The sequence below is a fragment of the Alphaproteobacteria bacterium genome (assembly GCA_020638555.1).
Lineage (GTDB): Bacteria > Pseudomonadota > Alphaproteobacteria > Bin95 > Bin95 > JACKII01.
In genome coordinates, this window is the sequence record JACKII010000002.1 from 285,645 (window position 1) to 309,469 (window position 23,825).

Here is a 23,825-nt window from a genome sequence, read left to right on the forward strand (position 1 = left end):
GGCCAAACCATTGCGGTGCGTTTGGACGACGCGCGCCCGCAATCATCCCACCATGTCGGCTGCCGCAATCGGGAAGACAACCGGAACGTCGTCATCGCTGAAGCGCAACACCTCGATATCGCGGAGCGTATCCCGGCCCTGGCTGCCGACCATGTCGGTGACGTACACCGTGACGCCGTCGGGGTCGTAGGCAATATCGAAATCGGCCGCGTTGCCGGGGAAGAGCGCGATATCGAAGCCGTCGCCGCCGTCGATCTCGTCGTCACCGCCGCCGCCCTTGATCTCATTGTCGGCGGCATTGCCGAAAATCAGGTTGTCGTAGCGGTTGGCTGTCAGCCCCACGGCACCGTCCAGCATCACGAAGGCTTCCACCTCGCTTGACACGTTCAGCCACGGCGCCGACGTGTACACGGTGTCATAGCCGCCGCCGACCCTCTCCCCCACCTGGGTTTGTTGCAGGCTGACCAGATAGGCGTCGTTGCCGTCCGTGCCGATCAGCCTGTCCCAGAACCCACCGCCGCCGTCGATCACATCCGGGCCGGCCGTGCCTTGCACCTCTTCATGACCCGCGGGCGTGCCGGTGATCGTCGCCGTCGGCACCGTGTCCGGCGTCGGCATCGGCGGCGGCGGGAAGCCGGCCCCGGCCACCGCGTCGGCGGTCGACAGCCGGCCATCGGCGAATTGCAGGTATTCGATGCTTTCCAGCGTGTCCGTCCCGTCCGGCCCCGTCAGCGTCGTCACCGTGACGCTGCCGTCGGGGTTCTCGGACACGTCATAGTTCGCTCGCTGGCCGACATAGACCGCGGTGTCGCTGCCCAGGCCGCCATGGATGTGGTCGTTGCCGCCCCGGCCCTGCAGGATGTTCGCCTCCGCATTGCCGTAGATGGTGTTGTCGTAGCGGTTGGCGGTCAGTTGCCGGGCGCCATCCAGCAGCACGAATTCCTCCACCTCCGAATAGGTGGTGAACGTGTCGGCCAGCAGCAACGCGGTGTCGTGACCGCCGCCGGTGGCCTCTCCAAGTGCCGTCTGTTGCAGGTGGACGATATAGGTGTCGTCGTTGTCGCCGCCCAGCAACCGGTCCCAGAAGCCGCCGCCGCCATCCAACACATCGGCGTCGGCGCTGCCGGGGATATCCTCGTTGCCGGCGGGCGTTCCCTGGTGGGTCGGGTCCGGCAGAACCACGTCGATGGTCAGGGTCTCGGTCGCGACACTGCCCATATGGCTCACCCGCACCGCGATGGTTTTCGGGCCCAACGCCGTGTAGGTGAGCGGCAGCGTTTCCTCCTGCAACAGGCCGGTGCCGGTGCCGGCGGAGCGGAAGCCGTAGCCATCGTCCCAGTCGATCTCCACCATGGCGCCCGCTGCCGCCGCAAAGGCGATGGTGGGCGTGAGGTCGCTGGTAATGTCGTCGGTATGGGAGACGCCGGTATCCGAGGCATCGATCAGATCGACCGGGCCAATGATACTGGCGCCGGTATCCTCCAGCACCTCGACGCTGAACGCGGCCTCTGCCGAGGCGATACCGTCGGAGACGATGACCGTGGCGTTGTAGGTGTTGTCGGTGCCGTCATCGGTCGGCATGTCGAAATCGGGCGGGTTCGCGAACGAGACCTCGCCGGTCATCGGGTCGATGCTGAACGCGCCGGCGTCGACACCGCCCAGGCTGAAGGTCAGGCCGTCCCTGTCGGCATCCTCGGCGGTGGGGGTGAACAGGGCGGTATCGAAGCCCTCGGTCACCGCAAGCGCCGCGATCGCGTCCAGGGTCGGGGCGTGGTTGCTGCCGGTCACCGTCACCGTCACCGTCGCCATGTCCGTGCCGTCATTGCCATCGTCGACAATGGTGTAGGCAAAGCCATCCGTTCCGGTTGCCCCGAAGGCCAGATGGTCGAACGCGCCGTTCGGATCATAGGCGAAAGTGCCATCGGCCTGCATCGTCAGCAGCGCGCCGGAGGCGAGCGCGATTGGCGTGCCGACCTGGGCGGCAATGCCGTTGACTTCCGTCACGGCGATCGCGTCGCCGTCCGGGTCCTGATCCGCGCCATTGCCGTTGTCGGCAAGGACATCGCCGGTCAGGAACCCGGTGGAGCCGACCGCCACGGCATCGTCATAGGCCACCGGCGGATCGCCCGGATCGGGGTCGACCAGGGTGATCGTATAGGTTTCGGTCCCATCCGCGGCCGAATGGTCGAACAGATGGATTTTGTCCTCGTAGGTTGGGCGTCCCGATGCGGGGAAGGTGCGATCCGTCTGCCACGCGTTGTCGTCCAGGAGGAACGAGCCGTCGGAGCGCTGCACCGACTGGATGCGGTAGTCGCCGAAGCCCGGATCGTCGAACTTCACATAGCCCCAGCCGGCCAGCCATTGTACGTCCACGTTCACCGTCAGGGTGTGACCGGCGGCGGTCGCCACGACCGGGGTGAGGGCGCCGGCAATGCCGGCATAGACGCTCTCGACCCGGCCGTCGCTCAGATAGAGCGTGTCGGGGGTGAAGTTCGCGTCGGCGACGTCGTTGACCAGGAAGTCCGGCAGGCCGTCGGAACCGGCGGTCGGATCGGCCACGATCTGGATCAGTTCGTGGATTTCCGCGTCCGTGATCAGCGACAATTCCTCGATGCCGAGATTGTTGACGTGGGTGAACGAGACCTCGTAGTCCTCGAAATGGCCCTGCAGGCTGGATTGCAACAGCCAGGTCGCAATGCCGGAGTCGCCGGCCATGATGTCGCCGAAGTCGGCGGTCAGCGTCTGCTGGACCGGATTGCCGTTGACCGCGGTTCCCAGGATCTCGAAATCGACCAACAGGCCCTTTTCGTTGTCGATGATCTTCGGCTGGGCCGAGGTGATCGACAGATTTTGGGCGTCGCCATTGCCGTGGTTCTGCACCAGCACGGCGAGCGCGAACGGATGCGCCGGTTCGACGATATCGTCGGTGAACGGATCGTCGGAGAACACGTCGCGCTGGTGGAAATAGTCGAGGCTCAGTTCCGCCTGCGGCGCAACGGTGACCTGGGTTCCCGCCAGCGGAATGTCGAGATCGTTGTCGCTCTCGGTGTAGCGCAGCCGGCCGCCGATGGAATAGCCGGTGTTCTCGTCCGGGGCGGCGAGGCGGCTCGGGATGATAGTGAAGGTGGCCGAGCCCATCTGGCCCGCAGCCAGCAGGCCGGTGCCGTCGACCGCGGTCAGGCCGCCGCCAAGCACGGCATCCTGAATGCCGAAGACGTTCTCCCCGACCAGGGCACCGGAGCCGTCGCGGATTTCGATCACGACTTCCAGGCCGGTCAGGTCGACCGTGCCGTCGTTTTCGATCTCCAGCGTCGCCTCGAACGCCTGCCGGGTGAGGACGGCATCCTGGTTGATCTGGATGCGGACCTTGGCGCAGACGCCCTCGTCCAGAGTGTTGAAATAGTCCTCGCCCGAGTTGAGATGGGCGTTGATGGCCTCCGGCAGGGTGGCATAGCCCGCCTGCAAGGCGGCCAGTTCCGCGGCGTCGAGCGCGTCCAGGGCGTTTTGCAGAAGATCGCCGGCGAGGAAATCGATGCTGTCGGTGGCGCCGACATCGGAGGCGTCAAAGGCGTTGCTGTCGTAGCTGTCGATCGACCGGTTCCAGCGCTCGATGAACGCCAGCGCCGGGCCACCGGCGACCTCCGGCGGCAGGTCCATGGCCAGCAGGGCATCGCGGTCGGTGATCGACAGGCGATTGCCGATGCCGTCATTGGCCTGGATGCGGGCGGACACTTCGGCAAACCAGGCATCGACCTGCGGGTCGCCCATCACGTCGAGCCAGGTGTCATCGCCGAACAGGTTGGAATACAGCGCTTCCAGCGTGTCGAGGCCGTCCTGGGCCCGGCCGACCTCCATCACGATCGGCTCCAACTGGATGATGTCGGACTTGAAGCCCTGCAGGGCGTTCTGGGCCGCTTCGAGCTGGTCCAGCGCGGCCTGGGTGAGCATCACGTCCGGATTGGCAGCCGCCGCATCGAAGAAGTCCTGGATTGCGCCGTCGAGCGCAGAGGCCAACGGGCGCAGCGTCAGCACGTCCTCGGCACTGCCGACGCCGGCGGCCGCCGCCTGGAACGCGTCGTTGGCGGTGGCGATGGCGTTGAGAAGGGCGGGGTCGATGCCGCCGGCCGCCGGCGCGATGCCGGGGCTTGCGCCGAGCGCGGCGAGGTCATCCGCCAGGTCCTGTAGCGGTTGCGGAATGGAATTGGCGGCATCCTCAACCGCCCCGGCCGCACGGGTCAGGGCGTCCTGGTCCAGGGCCTCGCCCACGGCCTTGGCGCATTTGGCGGCATCGCCGATCAGACCGAGCGCCTCGCTGGGCTTGATGGCCGAAGCGGCAGGGCCGGGCGTCGCCGACGCGCCCCCAAGCGCATCGCCGATCGCGCCCAGGGTGCCGAGGACATCGGAGACGGTGGCGACGATTCCTTCCTTGTTGCCGGTGGCCAGGAATTCCGCCACGTCGAGCAGCGTTGCGATCAACGGAGATTGCGGAACAAGGTCCTCGCAATCGAAGATCACCTTCAGGAAATCGCAAAGTTCCTGCACGGTAATGACGGGCACGGAACTGGCAATGTAGTTTCCAGCACCGCCACCACCGCCACCACCGCCGCCACCACCGCCGCCACCACCACCACCGCCACCGCCGAGGCCACCCAAGCCGCCGTCGGGGCAGTCCACATCGACATTGATGTAGCCGACATGGATGGTTTTGCCGACCTCATTGGGGCCGCACGGGAAGGTGTAATAGATGTCGCCGCTGATCGTGCAGGGCACGCTGCCCGCCGCCGGCGAAACGTCGAGGCCGGCGCCGTCAAGGGTCGGCTCGGCCGTCGGATCGGCGGAGAATTGCAGACCTTCCGACGCCGACGGCGTGATGGTCGGGCTTGGGGCGGGATCGCCGTCGGCCACCCGGGTGATGGTCACCGGAATGGTGATCGAACTCTTGGCTTCCAGCGACGGCAGGTAATCGACCAGCGCCGCGATGTCGTAATAGGGATGCTCGCCCAGGTTCAGGCGCACATCCTCGGCCGCGATGAAGCCGTGATTGGTCAGCGTGACGTCGATCTGCATCACGTCGCCGACCTGCTGCAACTCGTAGAGATCGAACACCGGCGGGTCCATCGTCACCACCGGCTGCGGGACGTTGGTGACGAAGGTGCTTTCGATCTCGATCTCGTAGCGATCCTCGATCGCGATCTCGCGCACGGTGAAGCTGTAACTGACCGTTTGCTGCGACAAGAAGGCCGTCAGGTCGTGCGTGTCGCCCGCTTCCAGATAGATCGTCGCGGCGAAATCGTCATGGCCGTCAGCCTCGATGACAATGTCGTAATAGCCTTCCGGCAGGTCCGCGAAGGTGACATCGCCGTCGACATCCATGTCCTCGGCCACCAGCGCGTCGGTCAGGGCGTTGCGCACCGTGACCGTGGCGTCGTTGACCTTGGGCATTTCGCTGGTCAGGTAGAACAACTCGTCGACGACGCTGATCGCCAAGTCGCCGGTGGCGCTGGAAACGGCTTCGAACGTGAACGGCAGGTTGACGATATCGTCCGCCGCGCTCACCTGGATGGCGCTGCCATAGAGGCCGATCGGCAGGTCCGCATCCGGCAGCAGCGACAGGGTCGCGGTCGCGCTCTCGCCCGGTGCCAGATTGCCGATCACCGCTGGCGACGACAGGTGCAGCCAGTCGGCACCGCCCGGCAGGCCGATGCTGATCGGGCCGCTGTCGGCGCCGCCGACATTCGTGATGTCGAACGCGACGAAGGTCTGGTCGCCCAGCACCATGCCACGGACGAGGCTGGCCGGATCGACCGCCAGTTGGGCCATGGCCTCGATGATGCCAAGGCTGACATCGGCCTCCGCTACGGCGCCTTCCTGGCTGGTGAGCCGCAGGGTGAAGTCGTCGGCGGTGACGGTCGCATCCATCGGCGTCGTCACCGTCACCGTGACCGCGGCGTCGGTATTGCCGGCCAGCATCGCCGGCGCGCTGATATGGGCGGTCAGTTCCGGGGCGAGACCGATCAGCTGCGCTTCCAGCATGGTCAGGTCCAGGCCGGCGACATTGCTCAGCACGAAGTCGAAATCGACCGACTGACCCTCGATCACACTGCCGGCCTGGTCGTTGTTGGCCAGCGTCATCCCGAACAGCAGCGTGCTCGCCTCCGGTGCCGCATCTTCGTTCGGCTGGCCGGGATGGCGGGCGGTGAAGGTGACCTCGCCGGCCTCGCCCGGCAGCGGCACATAAGCGAAGCTGAAATTGCCGTCCAGATCGCTGAGGACATGGAAGGCACGGGTAAAACCGCCCGTCTCCGCCTCGATGGTCACGAACTCGAACGGGACCGGCGTCGTGCCGCCGATCTGGGTGGCGCGGCCCGTCAGCATGACCGAGCCGTTGATCGGTGCCGTGGTCGGGGCCGTCAGGATCGCCGCCTCATAGGCGGCGGCGACGCTTGCGGTCGCGCTGACACCGATATTGTCGCCCTCGTCGATCTCGGCGATCGCGTTTTCGGCATCGACCCGGACCAGCAGGCGATAGTCGCCCGGCTCCGCCGGCAGGTCGACCTGTACCGAACGGTTGTACGACCCGCCGGCCGCCAGATCGCCGGCAAAGGAGAGCGAGCGCAACAGCGTGTCGCCGCCGTCCAGCGTGCCGTCGGTGGAGAGATAGAGCCGCTCGACATAGCCGCCGGTGGCCGGGACGGCACCATTGTTTTCAATGGTGTAGTGCGCCAGGACGGCTTGCTCTCCGAGGCCGCTCGGCAGAACGACATCTGCAACGGTCAGGTTCGGCAGGAAGCCGGTCACGCTGACATTCACCGTAGCCTGATCGGTTGCGCCGAGGCTGTCCGCGATCGTGTAGGTGAAGCTGTCGCTGCCGGTCTCGCCCAGGCCGAGAGTCGTGAACTGGCCGTTCGGATCGTAGACGAAACTGCCGCTCGCGTTCAGGGTCAGCAGCGCGCCGCTCGGCAGGGTGATCGGCTGGCCGACGTCGCCGGCATTGCCGTTGACGGCGGTGATGGTGAAGCTGTCGCCGGCATCCGGGTCGAAATCGAAACCGTGGCCGTTGCTGGCCGTGACGTCCCCATGCAACAGCGCATCGGCAAGGGTGGAGACATCGTCGTCCCGCGCCACCGGCGCGTCGTTCTCGCCCGTGAAGGCGATGGTGACGGTGGCCGCATTGGAGGCCAGTTCACCGTCGGTCAGGGTGTAGGTAAAGCCGTCGCTGCCGGGCTCGCCGTCGGCAAGGCCGGTGAAGGCGCCGTTCGGGTCGTAGGCGAAACTGCCGTCGCCGTTTAACGTCAGCAAGGCCCCGCTCGCCAGCACGATCCCGCTGCCGACATCGCCGGCAACGCCGTTGACGCTGGCGACCGTGATCGCGTCCATGTCCGGATCGCTGTCGGCGCCGTGGCCGTTGTCGTCCAGAACATTGCCGGTCACCGCGGAACTTGCGCTCGCCGCGGTGAAGGCGTCGTCGCGGGCTTCCGGCGCCAGGCCGGCGCCGTTCACGGTAATCGTCACGGTCGCCGTGTCGGTGGCGCCCAGGCCATCGCGCAGCGTGTACTGCACCGTCTCGACCGCGGTTTCGCCCGTCGACAGGCCGTCATAGGCGCCATTGGTGTCGAAGGTCAGGCCGCCGTCGCTTGTGATGCGCACCGTCGCACCGGACCCCAGCACCAGCAGCGCGCCGACATCGCCGGGCACGCCATTCACCGCCAGAACCGTCTTGCTGTCGCCGCTGTCGGGATCGCTGTCGGCGCCGTGGCCGTTGTCGGCAAACACGTTCGCCGCAATCGAGCCGTTCTCGACCACCGAAAGGTCGTCGTCCCTCGCCACCGGATCGTCGGCGAGGCCATCGACCCGGATGGTCAGGGTCGCCGTGTCGGTGCCGCCATGGCCATCGTCGATGCGATAGGACATCTGGTCGAAGGCATGGGTCCCGGCCTGGAGATAGGCAAACGCGCCGTTCGGATCGTAGCTGTAGCTGCCGTCGCCGTTGATCGTGACCAGACCGCCGCCGCCGGTTGCGGTCGCAACGCCGACTGCCAGCGCCGAGCCGTTGACGCGATCGACCGTCAGCACGTCGCCGTCCGGATCACTGTCCGGCGTGCCGTCGGTCAGGACATTGCCGGCCGTGCCGGTGTTCTGGTCCGTGCCGTTCGAGTCGTTGCGGGCCATCGGATCGTCGTTGACGCCGTCGATGGTGACCGTGACGGTGGCATTGGCGCTGCCGCCATTGCCGTCCGATACGGTGTAGGTGAAGCTGTCCGTATCCTGGTCGCCGACGCCCAGGGCTTCGAACTGGCCGTTCGGGTCATAGGCGAAGGTGCCGTCGCCATTCACCGTCAGCAACGCGCCGGAGGCGAGCGCAAGGGCCGTGCCGATAGTGGCGCCGCTGCCATTGACCGCGCTGACCGTCAGGGAATCCATCTCCGGATCGGTGTCGGGGCCGTTGCCGTTGTCGGCGAACAGGTCGCCCGTCAGCGCCGTGTCCTCATCCGTCGAGACGGAGTCGTCCTGGGGCGTCGGGTTGGTGTTGGTGTGGTTCACCGCGATGGTGGCGGTGGCACTGGCGCTGCCGCCGCGGCCATCCTCGACCGTATAGTCGAAGCCGTCGACGCCGCCGTCCGGAAAGGCGCCGTTCGGGTCGTAGTCGAAGCCGCCATCGCCGTTCAGGGTCAGCAGGGCGCCGCTTGGCAGGGCGATTTGCGTGCCGATGGCCATGCCGATGCCATTGACCGCCGTCACCGTCAGCGTGTTGGCCGCGTCGGGGTCGCCATCGGGGCCGCTGCCGTTGTCGGCCAGGACATTGCCGGCCAGCGTCGCGTCGTTGTTGACGTCGAAGGCGTCGTCCTGCGGCTCCGGCTGGTCGTTCTGGCCGTCGATGGTGACGAAGACCGTTGCCGTATCCGTCAGGCCGCCATCGTCCGCGATCGTGTAGGCGAAGCTGTCCGAGCCGTTCTGGTAATCCGCCAGCGACTCGAACTGGCCGTTCGGGTCATAGGCGAAACTGCCGTCGCCGTTCAGGGTCAGCAGCGCACCGCTCGGCAGGGCGATTTGCGTGCCGACGGCCATGGCGACGCCGTTGACCGCGGTCACGGCGAACGCATCGCCGCCCGGGTCGGAATCGGCGCCGGAGCCGTTGTTGGCGAACACGGTGCCGGCGAGCGCCGGGCCGTCCTCGCTGACCGCAACATGGTCGTTGCGGGCCACCGGGGCGGCGTTCACCACTTCCAGGGTGAAGCTGTCGGTCTCGACCGAATTCGCCTCGCCGGCGTTGTCGTCGACCGTGACGGTGACGGTATAGACGCCTTCGCCGGCATAGACATGGCCGGGCAGCGCCGGGGTCAGAGAGTCGGACTCGAACAGCGAAACCGCACTGCCGTCGCCCCAGTCGACCGTAAAGCTGCGGGTCTGGGTATCCGGGTCGCTCAGCGTCAGGGAGCGGGCGAGTGCGCTGCCCTCGTTGACGCTGGTGTCGGCCCCCGCTTCGAGGCCGGGCGCGTCGTTGACCGGGGCGACGTCGATCCGGGCCGCGACCGAGCTGCCGGCAAAGCGGATGCCGTCGGAGCCGCTCCAGTCGAATTGGTCGCTTCCGTTGAAATTCGGGTTGCCCTGATAGACCAGATTGCCGGCCAGCAGGTCGGCGCGGTCGATCTCCTGCCCGGCGACCACCGGGGCATCGGACAGCGTCAGGCTGCCGTCGGCGGGGAAGGTGTCGATGCGGATCGCCTGCAAGGTCTGCCCGTCCGGGTCGTCGAAGCCGGCGTCGAACACGGCGGCATCCAGGACGATGGCCGTGTCCTCCAGCCCCATGGCCGCAACCGGCGAGACCGCCGGCGCGGCATTGCCGAACACCTGCAGCATGACCGAGCCGTTCCAGGTGACGACGAAGCCGCCCTCCGGCAGGCCGGCCACCGCCGGCTGGTTCTGGTTGCCGCTGGTGGTGGTGTTGATCTGGTACTGGCTGTCGAGCCTTGCGCCGGCCGCGTCGTACTGCTGCGCGAACACGCCCTGGCCGTTGCCGTCGGTGCTGTTGTGGTCGGTCCAGACGATGACGAAGCCGCCGGTGTCCAGCGCGGCGATATCCGGTTCGTTCTGGTAGTAGGTGCGCTGGTCGTTGACGCGGAACTCGTCGGTGACCGGGGTGCCGTCCGGGGCGATGATCTTGGCGAAGATACCGGAAGAGCTGAAGTCGGCGGCGTCGTCGGTCCAGACCACGACCAGATTGCCGTCCTCCAGCAGCGTCGCCTGCGGCTGGTGCTGGTTGTTCGCCGTCGTCGTGTTCACCTGGAATTCGGCGCCGACGGCGGTGCCCGTGGCGTCATAGCGCTGGGCGAACACCCCGTAATTGCTGCCATCCTGTCCGTTCGACTGCCAGGTGACGAGGAAGCCGCCGTCGGTCAACGGCGCGATGGCCGGATTGTCCTGGTCGTTCAGTGTCTGGCTGTTGACCCGGAACTCGCCGCCCTGGGCCGTGCCGTCGAAGGCGAAGCGCTGGCCGAAAATGCCATAGCCGCTGCCGTCGCCGGAATCGCCGCCCGGATAGGCCTGCCAGACCACGACGAAGCTGTCGTCGCCCAGCACGGCGACATCGCTGCCATGCTGGTGATAGTCGGTGTTGGTCGGCACCGGGAATTCGCTGCCGTTCAGCGTGCCGTCGGCGTTGAAGCGCTGGGCAAAGACCCCGTTCCAGAAGCCGTCGGCCTCGCTGTCGGTAAAGGTGACGATCCAGCTGCCGTCGCTGAACGCCGCGATCTGCGGGTCGGACTGAGAGCCTGCCGTCAGCGTCGTGTTGACCGCGAACTCGTCGGTGGCGCCGTCGGCGAGGCCGCTGCCGTCGCGGGCCAGGGCGTTGCCGTTCTTGTCGAAGCGCTGGCCGTAGACGCCCTCGTCGTTGACGCCGGCATCCTGGTTGTAGCTCTGCCAGACCACGACGAAGTCGCCATCGGTGCCGGGCAGCATGGCCACGGCGGGATTGTCCTGGTTGCCGTTGTCGAAGGTGTTGACCACCTGCTCGCCGCCCACGGGCACGGCCGCATCGGGCGTCGGCGTGATCTGCACCTCGACCACGACCGGGTCGGAGGCGCCGCCATCGCCATCGGTGATCTGGATGCGGATCTGCCGGCTTTCCAGCGGATCGTCGGAGATGTTGCGATAGGTCAGGTTCTCCACCAGCCGCTCGACGATGCCGGCGGAGGCGTTGGCATTCAGGGCCAGTTCGAACGGCAGCCCGTTCTGGCCGGTCTGGACGATGACGGCGACGGGGGTGCCGTCGACCGATACCGTCACGCCGGCGATGGTGATGCCCGACGCCTGGCGCAGGCCGAGCTGATCCTGGGTCAGGTCGTCCGGCGGGTTGATCTGGTCGATCAGCGGCGAGGACGCCACCACGTTCGAAACCAGGATCGAGCCGCCGTCGAAATCGGCGGAATCCGAGTCCGAAACGGCGACGGCACCGTTGGCGTCGATCAGCTGCGGCACGCCGTTCAGCGTGTTCTCGTCATAGGCGACGGTCGGGTTGACCGCGTCCAGCACCGGGTCGGCCTGGCTGCCCGCGGTCGCCGGGTCGCCGAAGCGGCGGTGGAAAATGCCATAGCCACTGCCATCGCCGGACTCGCCGCTGGTGTTGGCGCTGAACGACACCGCCAGCGAGCCGTCCGCCAGCACGGCCAGGGCCGGCTGGTACTGGGTGGAACCGGTGGCCTGGTTGACCTGGACCGGAGCGTCGATCCGGTGGCCGTCGGCATCGTATTGTTGCAGATAGACGCCGTCGCCCGAGCCATCCGTGCCGTTGTTGTCGCTGTAGACGATGGCAAAGCCGCCGCCCGGCAGGCCGACGACATCGGGATGGTACTGGGCGTTGTCCACCTGTTCGTTGACCAGGAACTCGCCACCGACCTTGGCGCCCATGGCGTCGTAGCGCTGGGCATAGACCCCGGCATAGCTGGAGCTGTTTACGGAACCGAAATCGTCGCCCAGGTTGGAGCGGTAGACGACGACGAAGCCGCCGTCCGCGGTTGCGGCCACCCGTGCCTCGTACTGGGCGCCGCGCTCGATGGTGTTGACCTGTGTCGGCAGGCCCACGGGCAAGCCGCCGGCATCGACGCGCTGCAGGAACACGCCCCAACTGCCGTCGCCGCCATGGTCGAGCCCGCGCGCGGCGAACACGCCGACGAGCGAACCGTCCGCCAGTTGCGCGGCATGCGGCGCGGCCACGTCGGTCGCGCCGGCGGGTGCCACCACATACTCCGCGCCCACCAGGCCACCGGCATCGTTCAGGCGCTGGCCGACGATCTTGCCGATGCCGGTGCCGTTGTCGCGCGCCTCGTAAAGCACGGCGAACGCACCGCCGTCGAGCGCGACCAGGGCCGGGTTGCGCGGGTCGTAGCTGTCGGCGCCGGTCAGGTAGGTCTCGCCGCCGACCTTGGCGCCCAGCCCGTCGAAGGTCTGGACGGCAATCCGCTCGTCATAATCCGGCGCGGTCGAGGTCCGGGAATCGTCCCGCCAGGCCACTGCGAAGCCGCCGGTTGCAAGCCCCACCGCCTGGGCATCGGTCTGGGTCGAGATCGCCGTCGTGTTGACCTGGAACTCCCCCCCGACCGGGGCGCCGGCCGCATCGTAGCGCTGGGCGAAAATGCCGTCGCCGCTGCCGTCCTGGCCGTTCGAGGTCCAGGTCACCACATAGCCACCGTCGGCCAGCGCCGCGATATGGCTGTCGGTCTGGCTGCCCGGTGTGTAGGCGTTGGTCTGGACTTCGTCGTCCAGCGCGGCCAAGCCATCGGTCTGTGGCGTGATCGTAACCTGGATGGTTTCGCGCAGATAACCGCCATCGCCGTCGGTCAGTTGGATCGCCACCAGGCGGCCGGTGTTCGGATCGTCGGAGGCGTTGGCGTAGCCGATCCGCTCCAGCAGCGCTTCCACCCGTGCCGCCGTGGCATTGGCGTTGAGCGCGATTGCCAGATGGGCGCCGTCCTGGCCGTTGGAGACGATGTTGCCGATCACCGTGCCGTCATGGCTGACATCGCTGCCCGAGACCTGGATCGGGTGCCCCGTCTCGGTCAGGATCGACAACCGGTCCTGGGCGCCGTTGTCCGGCGGCGCGAACTGATCCTGCACTTGGTCGTTTTCGACCATGGAGACCGTCAGCATGCCGCCGTCGAAATCGGCGGAATCCGAGTCCCCCAATGCCAGCACCGGCGCCAGCAATTGCGGGCCGGCATTGACGTCGGCCTCGTCGAAGCTCACGGAGGCCGGCAGGCCGATCAGCATCGGCGCGGCGGACTCTGCCACCTCGCCCGGTGCGGTGAACAGGCGCTGGAAGATGCCGTAGTCGCTGCCATCGCCGGCGGTACCGCTGGTGGTGGACGACCAGAGTGCCGCAAAGCCGCCGCCCGGCAGGCCGACCAGGGCCGGTTGGTACTGTGTCGACGAGGCCTCGACATTGACCTGGAATTCGCCGTCCAGGCGCGCGCCGTCGGCGGCATACACCTGCGCGAAGACACCGGTGCCGGAGCCGTCGGTGCCGTTGTCGTTGCGCCAGGCCACCGCCCAGCCACCGTCGGCCAGGGCGATCACGTCCGGCTGGTATTGGGCGCCGGAGACCGTGTCGTTGACCAGCACCTGACCGCCGACCGCCGCGCCGGCCGCGTCGTAGCGCTGCTGGAACACGCCATAGCTGGAGCCATCGAGCCCGTTCTGGTCGGTCCAGACGACGACGAAACCGCCGTCCGCCAATGCCGCTGCCTCGGCCTGGGTCTGGCTGCCGGCCGTTGCGGTGTTGACCCGGAACTCCCCGCCCTGGGGCGTGTGGTCGGCGGCGAAGATGCGGGCGAAGACGCCATAGCCGCTGCTGTCGCCGGCGCTGCCGGAGGTCGCGGACTGCCAGGTCACCACATAGCGGCCGTCCGCGAGCGTCGCGACCGACGGCGAGAACTGGTCGGAAGCGGTTTCGCCATTGACCTGCCAGCCGGCGCCGAGCGCCACGCCCGCCGCATCGAACCCGCGGGCGAAGACGCCGTTGTTGCTGCCGTCGCGGCCGTTCGCGTCGCTCCAGACCGCCACGAAGCCGCCGTCGGCCAGCCCGGACAGCACGACCTCGCTCTGGGTGCCGGCGGTGACGTCGTCGATCAGGAACTCGTCGCCGACGCGGCTGCCGTCCTCGGCGAATACCAGGCCGAACACGCCGCCGCTGGTCTCGCCCAAGGGCAGGCCGGCCGGATGCGCGCCGCTGTCGTCGTACCAGCCGACGACGAAGCCGCCGCCGACCAGGCCCGCGACCGCCGGCTGATACTGGCCGCCTTCCGTGTGCGCGCTCACCTGGAACTCGGTGCCGAGCGGGTCGCCGTTCAGGTCGTAGCGCTGGCCATAGACGCCCCTGGCCCCGTCGTAAGGGCGATCCTGGTTGTCGCTCTGCCAGACCGCGACATAGCCGGTCTGCTGGCCCATCGCGTCATAGATCGGCGCGGCTGCCGCCGCCTGCTGGCTGCCGGTGGTGAAGGTGTTGACCTGCGCCTCGTCCGCCTGGCCCTGCAGGGCGAGGTCCTGTTCCGGCGCGATCGTGACCCTCTTGACCAGATTGCCGGTGGAGCCGCCGTCGCCGTCGCTGACCTGCAACAGCAATTCGCGCTGGTAGAGCGGGTCGTCGGAGGTGTGCGCATAGCCCAGATGGGCGATCAGCGTTTCCACCGCCTCCGGCGTGGCGCTGGCGTTCAGGGCCAGTTCCAGCGGCGCGCCGCCACTGCCGTCTTGCACCACGGTGGCGATGGCGGTGCCACCGACCGAGACCTGGTCGCCGGCAACGGTCACCACCGCATCGGTGACGATGCCCAGCACTTCCGCCGCCTGGTCCTGCTGCACCGAATACCCGTTGTCGATCGTGCCGTGCGAACCGACCACCCGGGCGAGAAACACGGTGCCGCCGTCGAAATCGGCGGAATCCATGTCGGTGAGCGACAGCAGGCCGTCGCGATCCAGCAATTGCAGGCCGGCGTTGACGTCGGCCTCGTCATAGGTCCCGGCGGTCTCGAAACCCTCCAGCACCGGTGCCATGGCGCCCGCCGGCAGCGCCGGCTGGTCGAACAGCTTGTGGAAAATGCCGCCGGCAGAGCCGTCGCCCTGGGAGTTGGAATAGGAATCGCTGCGCCAGGCGATGGCCAGGCTGCCGTCGGCCAGGATGGCGAGGTCGGACTGTTCCTGTGTGTAGATGTGGTCCGAGTTGACGACGAAGGCCGGGCCATCCGTGCTGCCGTCGGCGGCGAAGCGCTGGGCGACGACGCCGGTGCCGTATCCGTCCAAGCCGCTGGCATCGCTCCAGGAAACGACGAAGCCGCCATCGGGCGTGCCGTGCACCGCCGCATCGGATTGCGCCGATGAAATCTGCGGGTTGATCCGGAATTCGCTGCCTTGCGGCGTGCCGTCCAGGGCGTAGATCTGGCCCCAAATGCCATCTCCGCTGCCGTCCGGGCTTTGCCAGACCACGACGAAGCCGCCGCTTGGCAGCGTGGCGCTCGTTTCGAGCGCCGCGACGCGCGGCTGGTCCTGCGCTCCGCTGACGGTGGTGTTGACCAACCGCTCGTCCGAGGCGGCCATGCCCAGGTCGGAGCCGTCGAACGCCACCAGATTGCCGCTGGCATCCACTCGCTGGGCGAACACGCCATAGCTGTTGCCATCGCTGCCGCCGCGGTCCTCCCACACCACCAGCACATCGCCGTCCGGCAGGGTGGCGGCTCGCGGATAATACTGGTCGCCGGCGGTGGAGGTGTTGATCTGGAACTCGCCGCCTTCCGGTGCGCCGTTCGCATCGAACACGCGCCCGAAAATGCCGTAGCCGCTGCCGTCGCCGGCACCGCTGTAATAGCCGGATGTCCAGACCGCCAGGAACCGGCCGCCATCCAGCGCGACCACATCCGGCGTATATTGGTAGGCGGCAGTCACCTCGTTGACCAGGAAGGCTCCCCCGACCTTGTCGCCGTCCGCGTCCAAAAGCTGGCCATAGAGGCCATAATAGCTGCCATCGCGGCCGCTGTATTCCGCCCACAGCACGACGCTGTTGCCGTTGGCCAGGGCCGCAACCCGCGGGTCGCCCTGAGAGCCGGCGGCGATATCGTTGACCCAGATTTCCGGCCCGATCTGGCTGCCGGCCGCGGTGTAGCGCTGGGCGAAAATGCCGTAATCGCTACTGGCCGGAACGTCCTGGTACTGCGATTGCCAGACGATCAGATAGCCGCCGTCGTCCAGAGCCGCGATGCCGGGCGATGTCTGTTCGTTCGCCGTGTGCGTGTTGACCTGCCGGTCCTCGCCGGAGGCCGCCTCGGCCACATCCACTACATCGTTGACGATGCCGAGCACGCCCTGGCCCGCATAGGCCGATTGCCCGGCTTGATTGTAGACATAGAGCCGGAGGTCCGGATTGTAGTCGGCCGTGCCGCCGGAAAGGCCGAAGGTCAGGTTCTCGGCCAGCGCCTCGATCGCTTCCGGTGTCGCGTCGTCGGTGTCGAAGTCGATCCGCAGATCCTGGCCGTTGACGCCGTTCGAGGTGGCATTGACCGTGCCGAAGGCCAGGCCGCCATAGCTGACCGTGGTGCCGTCGAAGCCGATCTGGCCCGCTCCGGTGCCCTGGTCGCGCACCGACAATTGTTGCGCCACGTCGGAGGAGCCGGACTCCCCGAACAACAGATAGCCACCGTTGAAGGTGGTGCCGGCATGGTCGTCGAAGTCGACATGCTCATCCAGCATGGCCGGTACCAGGATCAGCGCCGATTCGCTGGCCTCGCCGAAATTCCGGACCTGCTCGTTCTCGCTCAGGCCCCAGTCGTTCAGGGCCAGGCCGGTCGGCACCGGCGCGGTGCCGGCCGCAATCGAGACATAATACGAGTCCGGCTCGGTCTGGCCGCCGCTGCCGTCGGTGATGCGGAAGCCGATGCCGCGCGCGGTGCCGGCGACGTTTGCGGCGCTGTCGGTGGAACCGAAGGCCAGATGTTCGAACACCGCCTGCACCTTCGCCGCCGTGGCGTCGGCATCGAAGGCGATGACGAGATTGGCGCCGTCCTGGCCGTCGCTGATGCCGTCGATCAGGCCGATTTCGGTTCCGTCATACCGCACCGAGTTGCCGACCACCGCGACCGGTCCGCCATCGACGATGGAGAGTTGATCCTGTGCCCGGCCGCCGGACGTGTAATACGCTTCGAGCAGGCCGCCGGCGAAATCGGCGTTGTCCGGATCGGCAAAGGCCACGCCATCGTCCAGCACGACCGGCCCGGCCGTCACATTGTCCGCATAGAGCGTCTGGGCGCGAACCGTGTCGCCCAAAGCCGGGGAGGTGCCGGCCGTCGCCGCACCCGGTCCGAACTCCCGCAGGAAAATGCCCTGATTGTCGCCGTCGCCGGCGAAGCCGCTGGTTTCGGAATCCCAGACCGCCGCGAACCCACCCGCCGCCGTCGCCGTCAGGCCCGGCGATTGCTGGGTGCTGTTGCTCTGTTGGTTGATGACGAACTCGCCGTCGATGCGCGCGTCCGAGGCATCGAACCGCTGGCCGATCACGCCCCAGCCGGAGCCATCCTGACCGCTGCTGTCGCTCCAGGCGATCAGATAGCCGCCATCGGCCAGCCCGATGACATCCGGCCCGTTGTCGGTGCCGGAAAGGTTGGTGTTGACCCGGAACTCGCTCGTGACCGGGGCATCGGCCGCATCGTAACGCTGCGCCCAAACCTCACCATTCGCATACCAGGTGACGACATAGCCGCCATCGGTCAGGCCCGCGACGGCGGCGCTGTTCTGGCTGCCTGCCGTCGTGGTGTTGACCAGGAATTCGGTGCCGACGGCATTGCCGCTGGCGTCATAGCGCCGGGCAAAGACGCCTTCGCCGTCGCCATCGCCGTTCGCACCGGAGGTCGGGGCGGTAAAGGTGATGACAAAGCCGCCATGCCCGCCCATGCCGTCGCTCAGCGCGGCGACGTCCGCATCGGATTGGCTGCCGCTGGTTTGTGTGCCATTGACCAGCATTTCCGCGCCATCCGGCGTGCCATCGGCAAGGAAACGCTGCGCCAGGATGGAGGAGCCGCTGCCGTCGGTGACGCCGGCGCCGCTGTCGTGATCGCTTTGATAGGCGATGACGAAGCCGCCGTCGGCAAACGCGGCAATGCTTGGATACTGCTGATGGCCCGCGACCGAGGTGTTGACCAGGATCTCCCCGCCCTCGGTGCCGCCGGTGCCGTTGAAGCGCTGGGCGACAATGCCGTAATCGTCGACGCCCGCATCCTGATTGTAGCTGAACCAGGTGACCACAAAGCCGCCATCGCTGGTGGCGGCAATCGCCGGCCAGGCCTGATAGCCCACCTCGGTCGCATTGATCGGAAATTCCCGGCCGACCGGTGCGCCGTCCGGCGCGTACATCTGGCCGAACACGCCCCAGCTGGCTTCGCCATTGTTGTCCTGGTACTGCGAGTGCCAGACCACCACCTTGCTGCCGTCGGTCAGTTCGACGATCTGCTGGCCGTACTGATCCCGCTGGGTGTGGGCGTTGACCCGCCGCTCGGCGCCGGCCTCCCACGGTGTGTCAGCCTCCGGCGTGACCGAGACATCGATGAACCGGGTGCGGATCGCCTGGCCGTCGCCGTCGGAGATCTCCAGGCTCAACTGGCGCAGCGCCGCCGGATTGCTGGACGCATTGCCGTAGCCGAGATTGCCGAGCAGCGCCTCGACCGCTTCCGGTGTCGCGTTGGCATCGAACAGGATCGAGAAGGGCTGACCGTCACTGCCGTCCGACGTGATCTGACCGATCACCGTGCCGTCGACCGAGACATCCGCCCCGGCAATCTGCACGTCGCCATTGCCGACATCCCCCGCCAGCAGGCCCAATCGGTCCTGCGCCGGGCCATCCGGCCCGCCGAACTCCTCCACCCGGTCATAGGTGTTGTAGACGCTCAGGGTCAGGACGCCGCCGTCGAGATCGGCGGAATCCGGGTCCATGAAGGCCACGGTTTTGTCCGGGTCCAGGCGCACCAGGCCGGCATTGACGGCGTTCTCGGCCAATGTGACCGCGGTCGGCAGGCCCAGCACGTCCGGCGCGGCGGCCATGGAGAAGTCGGCCGGATCGCCGAACACCCGCTGGAACACGCCATAGCCGCTGCCGTCGCCGGCACTGCCCGAGGTCTGCGAGGCCCAGGTGGCGACGAAATTCCCATCCGGCAGTGCGGCGAGGCGCGATTGAACCTGATCCCCCGAGGTCTGTTCGTTGATCAGGAACTGGCCGTCGATGCGCGAGCCATCCGCCGCGAACATCTGGCCGAACACGCCGTCGGCGCTGTTGTCCGGCGCCGGCGCGCTGGTGTCGGTCCAGGCGATGACGAAGCGGCCATCGCTCAGCCCGATCACATCCGGATTGGACTGGGTGCCGGAGCGGTGCTCGTTCGCCACGAACTCGCCGCCGACCGCCGTCGCCGATGCGTCATAGCGCTGGGCCAGGACGCCGTAACCGTTGCCGTCATGGCCGCTGCGGTCCTCCCAGGCGATGACGAACCCGCCGTCGGCGGTGGCGCCGACCGAGGAATTGAGCTGGTCGCCGCCGGTGCCGGTGTTGACCTGGAACTCGCCGACGGCCTCGCTGCCGTCCGGATTGAAGACGCGGGCAAAGACGCCATAACGGTCGCCGTCGCCGGACCCGCCGGAGGTATAGGCGCTCCACGTCACCACATAGCGGCCGTCGGCCAGGGTGGTGACGTCGGAAAGGTATTGCGTGCTGCTGGTCTGGGTGTTGACGACCGTCTCGCCGCCGACCGCCATGCCATCGGACGCAAAGCGTTGCATCAGCACGCCATAGCCGTCGCCATCGACGCTCTGGCGGTCGGTCCAGGTCACGACATAGCCGCCGCCGTCGGCCGCATGCAGCGCCGCAATCGATGGGTTTTCCTGATAGCGATAGGTGGAGGTGTTGACCGTCACCTCGGCAGACGGGTTCCCGGCCGCATCGAACTGGCGGAGGACGATGTCGCCATAGCTGACGTCGGTGGCATAGCTGTGATAGACGACGGCGAATCCGCCATCGGCCAGGCCGACAACGCTCGCATCGTCTTGCGTTGAATACGTCAGTTCGTTGACCTGGAACTCTCCGCCGGAGCGCTCGCCGGTCGCGGTGTAGCGCTGGGCGTAGACGCCGTAACCGCCATCGTCCTGAAGGGCCGATGTCCAGACCACGACCCAGCCGCCATCGGCCAGTGTCGCGACTTCCGCATCCGATTGGTTGCCGGACCAGAAACTGTTGACCTGTTCCTCACCCCCGCCCGACTCCGCATGGCCGGTGTCGGGCGTCGGGGCGATGGTGATCTGCACCGCCTCGGGCCCGAACTCGCCGCCATCGCCATCGCGCAGCAGCACTTCGTAGGCGCGGCTCGCTTCCGGATCGTTGCTGGGGTTTTGGTAGGTGACGACCCGCAGCACCTGCTCGATCCGCTCCGGCGTCGCGCCGGCCAGCAGGTCGAGCACCAGGTCGCTGCCGTCGGATCCGTCGGAGACGACGGTCGCCACGTCGACGCCGCCCACTTGCAGCGTCGCCCCGACAATGGCGATGGCGCCGCTGGTTGCGATCGTCAGATTGTCCTGGCCGTTGTCGTCCGGCGGGTTGTAGCCGTCGGCGTCCGCATTCACCGTCACACGGCGCAGTTCCAGCCGGCCACCCTCGAAATCGGCGGAATCCGAGTCCGTCAGCGTCACCAGCCCTTTCGGGAACAGCAGCGCGCCGGCTTCCGCCTCGTCCTCGCCCAGGGCGCGGCTGGTGGCCAGGCCGGTCAGGTTCGGGTCGTTGGAGCCGGGGAAGTCCGCCGGGTCGCCGACGATCTGCTGGAAGATGCCATAGCCCGACCCGTCGCCCGCGCTGCCGGAGGTCTGCGACGCCCATTGCGCCACGAACGCGCCATCGGCCAGCGCCACCAGCGCCGGCTGGTTTTGGAATCCGGAGGTCTCGGTGTTCAGGCGGAATTCGCTGTCGACGCGGCTGCCGTCGGCGTCGAACACCTGGGCGAAAACGTCATAGACATAGCCGACACCGTCTTCGTAAGCCTGATACCAGGCGATCGCAAAGCCACCGGTGTCGAGCGCCACGATGGCGGGGTTCTGCTGATCGGACCCGACGGACTCATTGACCCGGATTTCCTCGCCGAGGGGAGTGCCGTCGCTGGCGTAGCGCTGGTAGTAGACGCCGTAGCCCGACGAGTCCTGGGTGTAAGAGTGCCAGGCAACGACGAATTCTCCGTTCGCCAACACGGCGACAGAGGCACCACGCTGGTTACTGGCGGTATAGGTGTTGACCAGGAACTCGTCGGTTTCGGCGGTGTTGTCGGCGCCGAAGATCCGGGCCTTGACCGCAGAGCCGTCGCCATCGCCGCCGACGGCATCCCGGTCCTCCCAGGTCACGACATAGCGGCCGTCGTTCAGGCCAGCGATATCATTGGCGATCTGATCGCCGGCCAGTTGCTGGTTGACCAGCGTCTCGCTGCCGACCCGGGTTCCGTCCGCCGCCCAGCGCTGGAGAAAGACACCGCGACCGCTGCCGTCGCCGGCGCCGCCGGACGTCTCGGACCACCACGCCACCACCCAACCGCCATCGCTCAAGGCCGCAATGCGGCCACCTTCCTGCGTGCCGCTGCCCTGGGTCTCGACCGCCTCCTCGGTGACGATGCGGTTGCCGGCAGCATCGTAGCGGTTCAGGCGCAGGCCGGTGCCATTGCTGTCGTAATGGACCGTGACGAAGCCGCCGTCGCTCAGGCCGGCGACGTCGCGGGCATATTGGCTGCCTCCGGCGGTCTCGTTGACCCGGAATTCCTCGCCGACCGGCTGGGCGCTCGCGTCGTAGCGCTGACCATAGGCACCAGTCGTACCGCCGTCCTGGCCGTACGACGTCCAGACCGAGACATAGCCGCCGTCCGCCAGCAAGCCGACGCGCGGGTCGGACTGGTCGCTGTCGCGATAGGTGTTGACCCGTTCCTCGTCGCCGGCGAGGCCGGGCAGGTCCGGCTCGGAGACGATGGTCACCGTCACCAGCACCGGATCGCTGGTGGCGCCGTCGCCATCTTCCAGCAGGATCGAGATCAGGCTGGAGGCGCGCGGATCGTCCGACAGATTCTGGTAGGTCAGGTGCTCGATCAGCACCTCGACCGCCGCGGCATCGGCGTTGGCGTTCAAGGCGACGATCAGGTCGCTGCCGGCGCTGCCATCGCTGACAATGGTGCCGACCACCGTGCCGCCGACGCTGACGTCGGCACCGCTGATGCCGACCGGGCCGCTGGCGTCGAGTCCCAACTGGTCCTGCCCGTCCTCGTCCTGGAACGGGAACTGGGCCCGGTCGATCTGGTCGACCAGCGACGAGGAAACGATCAGCCGCCCGCCGTCGAAATTCGCCGAATCCCGGTCGGACACCGCCGCGGCGCCATCGGCGTCGAGCAGTTGCGGCGTGGCATTGACCGCATTTTCCGCGAATGTGCGGACGCTGGAGACCGCCTCGACCTCCGGTCGGGCCGACGGCGGCACGAAGGTCAGCGGATCGCCGAGCAGGCGCTGCACCACTGCATTGCCGGAGCCGTCGCCGGCCTCTCCCGACGTCGCCGATGTCCAGGTCGCAACCACCGTGCCATCGAACAGGGTCGTCAGGGCCGACCCGGTCTGATCGCCGCTGGTCTGTTCGTTTACCAGCAACTCATCGGACGTGGCGACACCGTCGGCATCGAACGATCGCGCCTTGATGCCATAGCCGCTGCCGTCATTGGCGGGCGCGTAGGGGCCCGACTGCCACGCCACCAGGAAACCGCCGTCGGCGGTTGCGGTCACACTCGGTTCGGATTGATAGTAATACGTCTCGACATTGACCTGGAACTCGGCCCCGACCGCCGTGCCGTCGCCCTCATACACTTGGGCAAACACGCCGTAGCGGTTGCCATCGGCAGAGTTCTGGTCGGTCCAGACCACCACGAACCGCCCGGCGGCGAGACCGACGACGACCGGCTGGTACTGTGTACCGGCCGTTGTGGTGTTGACCTGGATTTCCGCGCCCAGCGGCGTGCCGTCGAGGGCATAGCGCTGCGCGAACACGCCATAGCCGCTGCCGTCCGCCCCGTTGCCGTCGGTGAAGGCGACCACATATCCGCCGCCCGGCAGGCCGTTCGCCGCCGCGCTGGCCTGGATCACCGCAATGGCCGCATCGCTTTGCGTGCTGCTGACGCCGGCGCCCGTGGTGTTGACCGCGACCTCCGCCCCATCCGCGATGCCCATGGCATCGAAGCGTTGGGCGTGCACATCGCGGGTGTAGCCCAGGCCATCCTCGTACTCGTTATACCAGGTGACGACGAAGCCGCCGCCCGACAGGCCGACCACGTCGGGGTCGATTTGGCCGGCGTAAGTGGTTTGGTTGATCCGGAACTCGTCCCCGACCGCCGCGGCCATGGCGTCGAACCGCCGGCCGAACACGCCGTCGCTGGAGCTATCGGGACCAGCCCAGACCACGACAAAGCCACCGTCATCCGTCGCGGCGATCTTCGGCGCGTACTGATTGCCGGCAACGGTCGCGTTCACCCGGAACTCGGCACCGATCCGCTCGCCCTGGAAGGTGAAGCGCTGGCCGAAAATGCCATTGCTGCTGCCATCCTGGCCGGCTGATTGCCAGACCACCACATAGCTGCCATCGGCAAGCGTCGTCAGGTCCGGGTTTTGCTGATTTCCAGAAATATAAGTGTTAACAACATCTTCTGGCAAAATCGGCGCATTCATAGCCCTGCCTCCCTCTGGCCAACCATCACCCAACCCTCGGCCCCGAAACTGAACGCGACACCAGGATAGGGTACATACTA

Annotated in this window: 1 protein-coding gene; it reads right to left on the reverse strand. The window is 67.4% G+C overall.

Translation table 11 applies throughout. The annotated features are described in order from the left end of the window. Positions 1 to 42: 42 nt before the first annotated feature. Positions 43 to 23,745 carry a tandem-95 repeat protein gene (locus H6844_07400; GenBank protein ID MCB9929222.1) on the reverse strand — a complete coding sequence of 7,901 codons (23,703 nt, stop codon included), beginning with the start codon at positions 23,743 to 23,745 and terminating at the stop codon, positions 43 to 45. Between the last annotated feature and the right edge of the window lie 80 nt (positions 23,746 to 23,825).

Coding starts and splice junctions, on each gene's coding strand:
- H6844_07400 (MCB9929222.1), bottom strand. CDS start 23,745: ATGAATGCGCCGATTTTGCCAGAAGATGTTGTTAACACTTATATTTCT.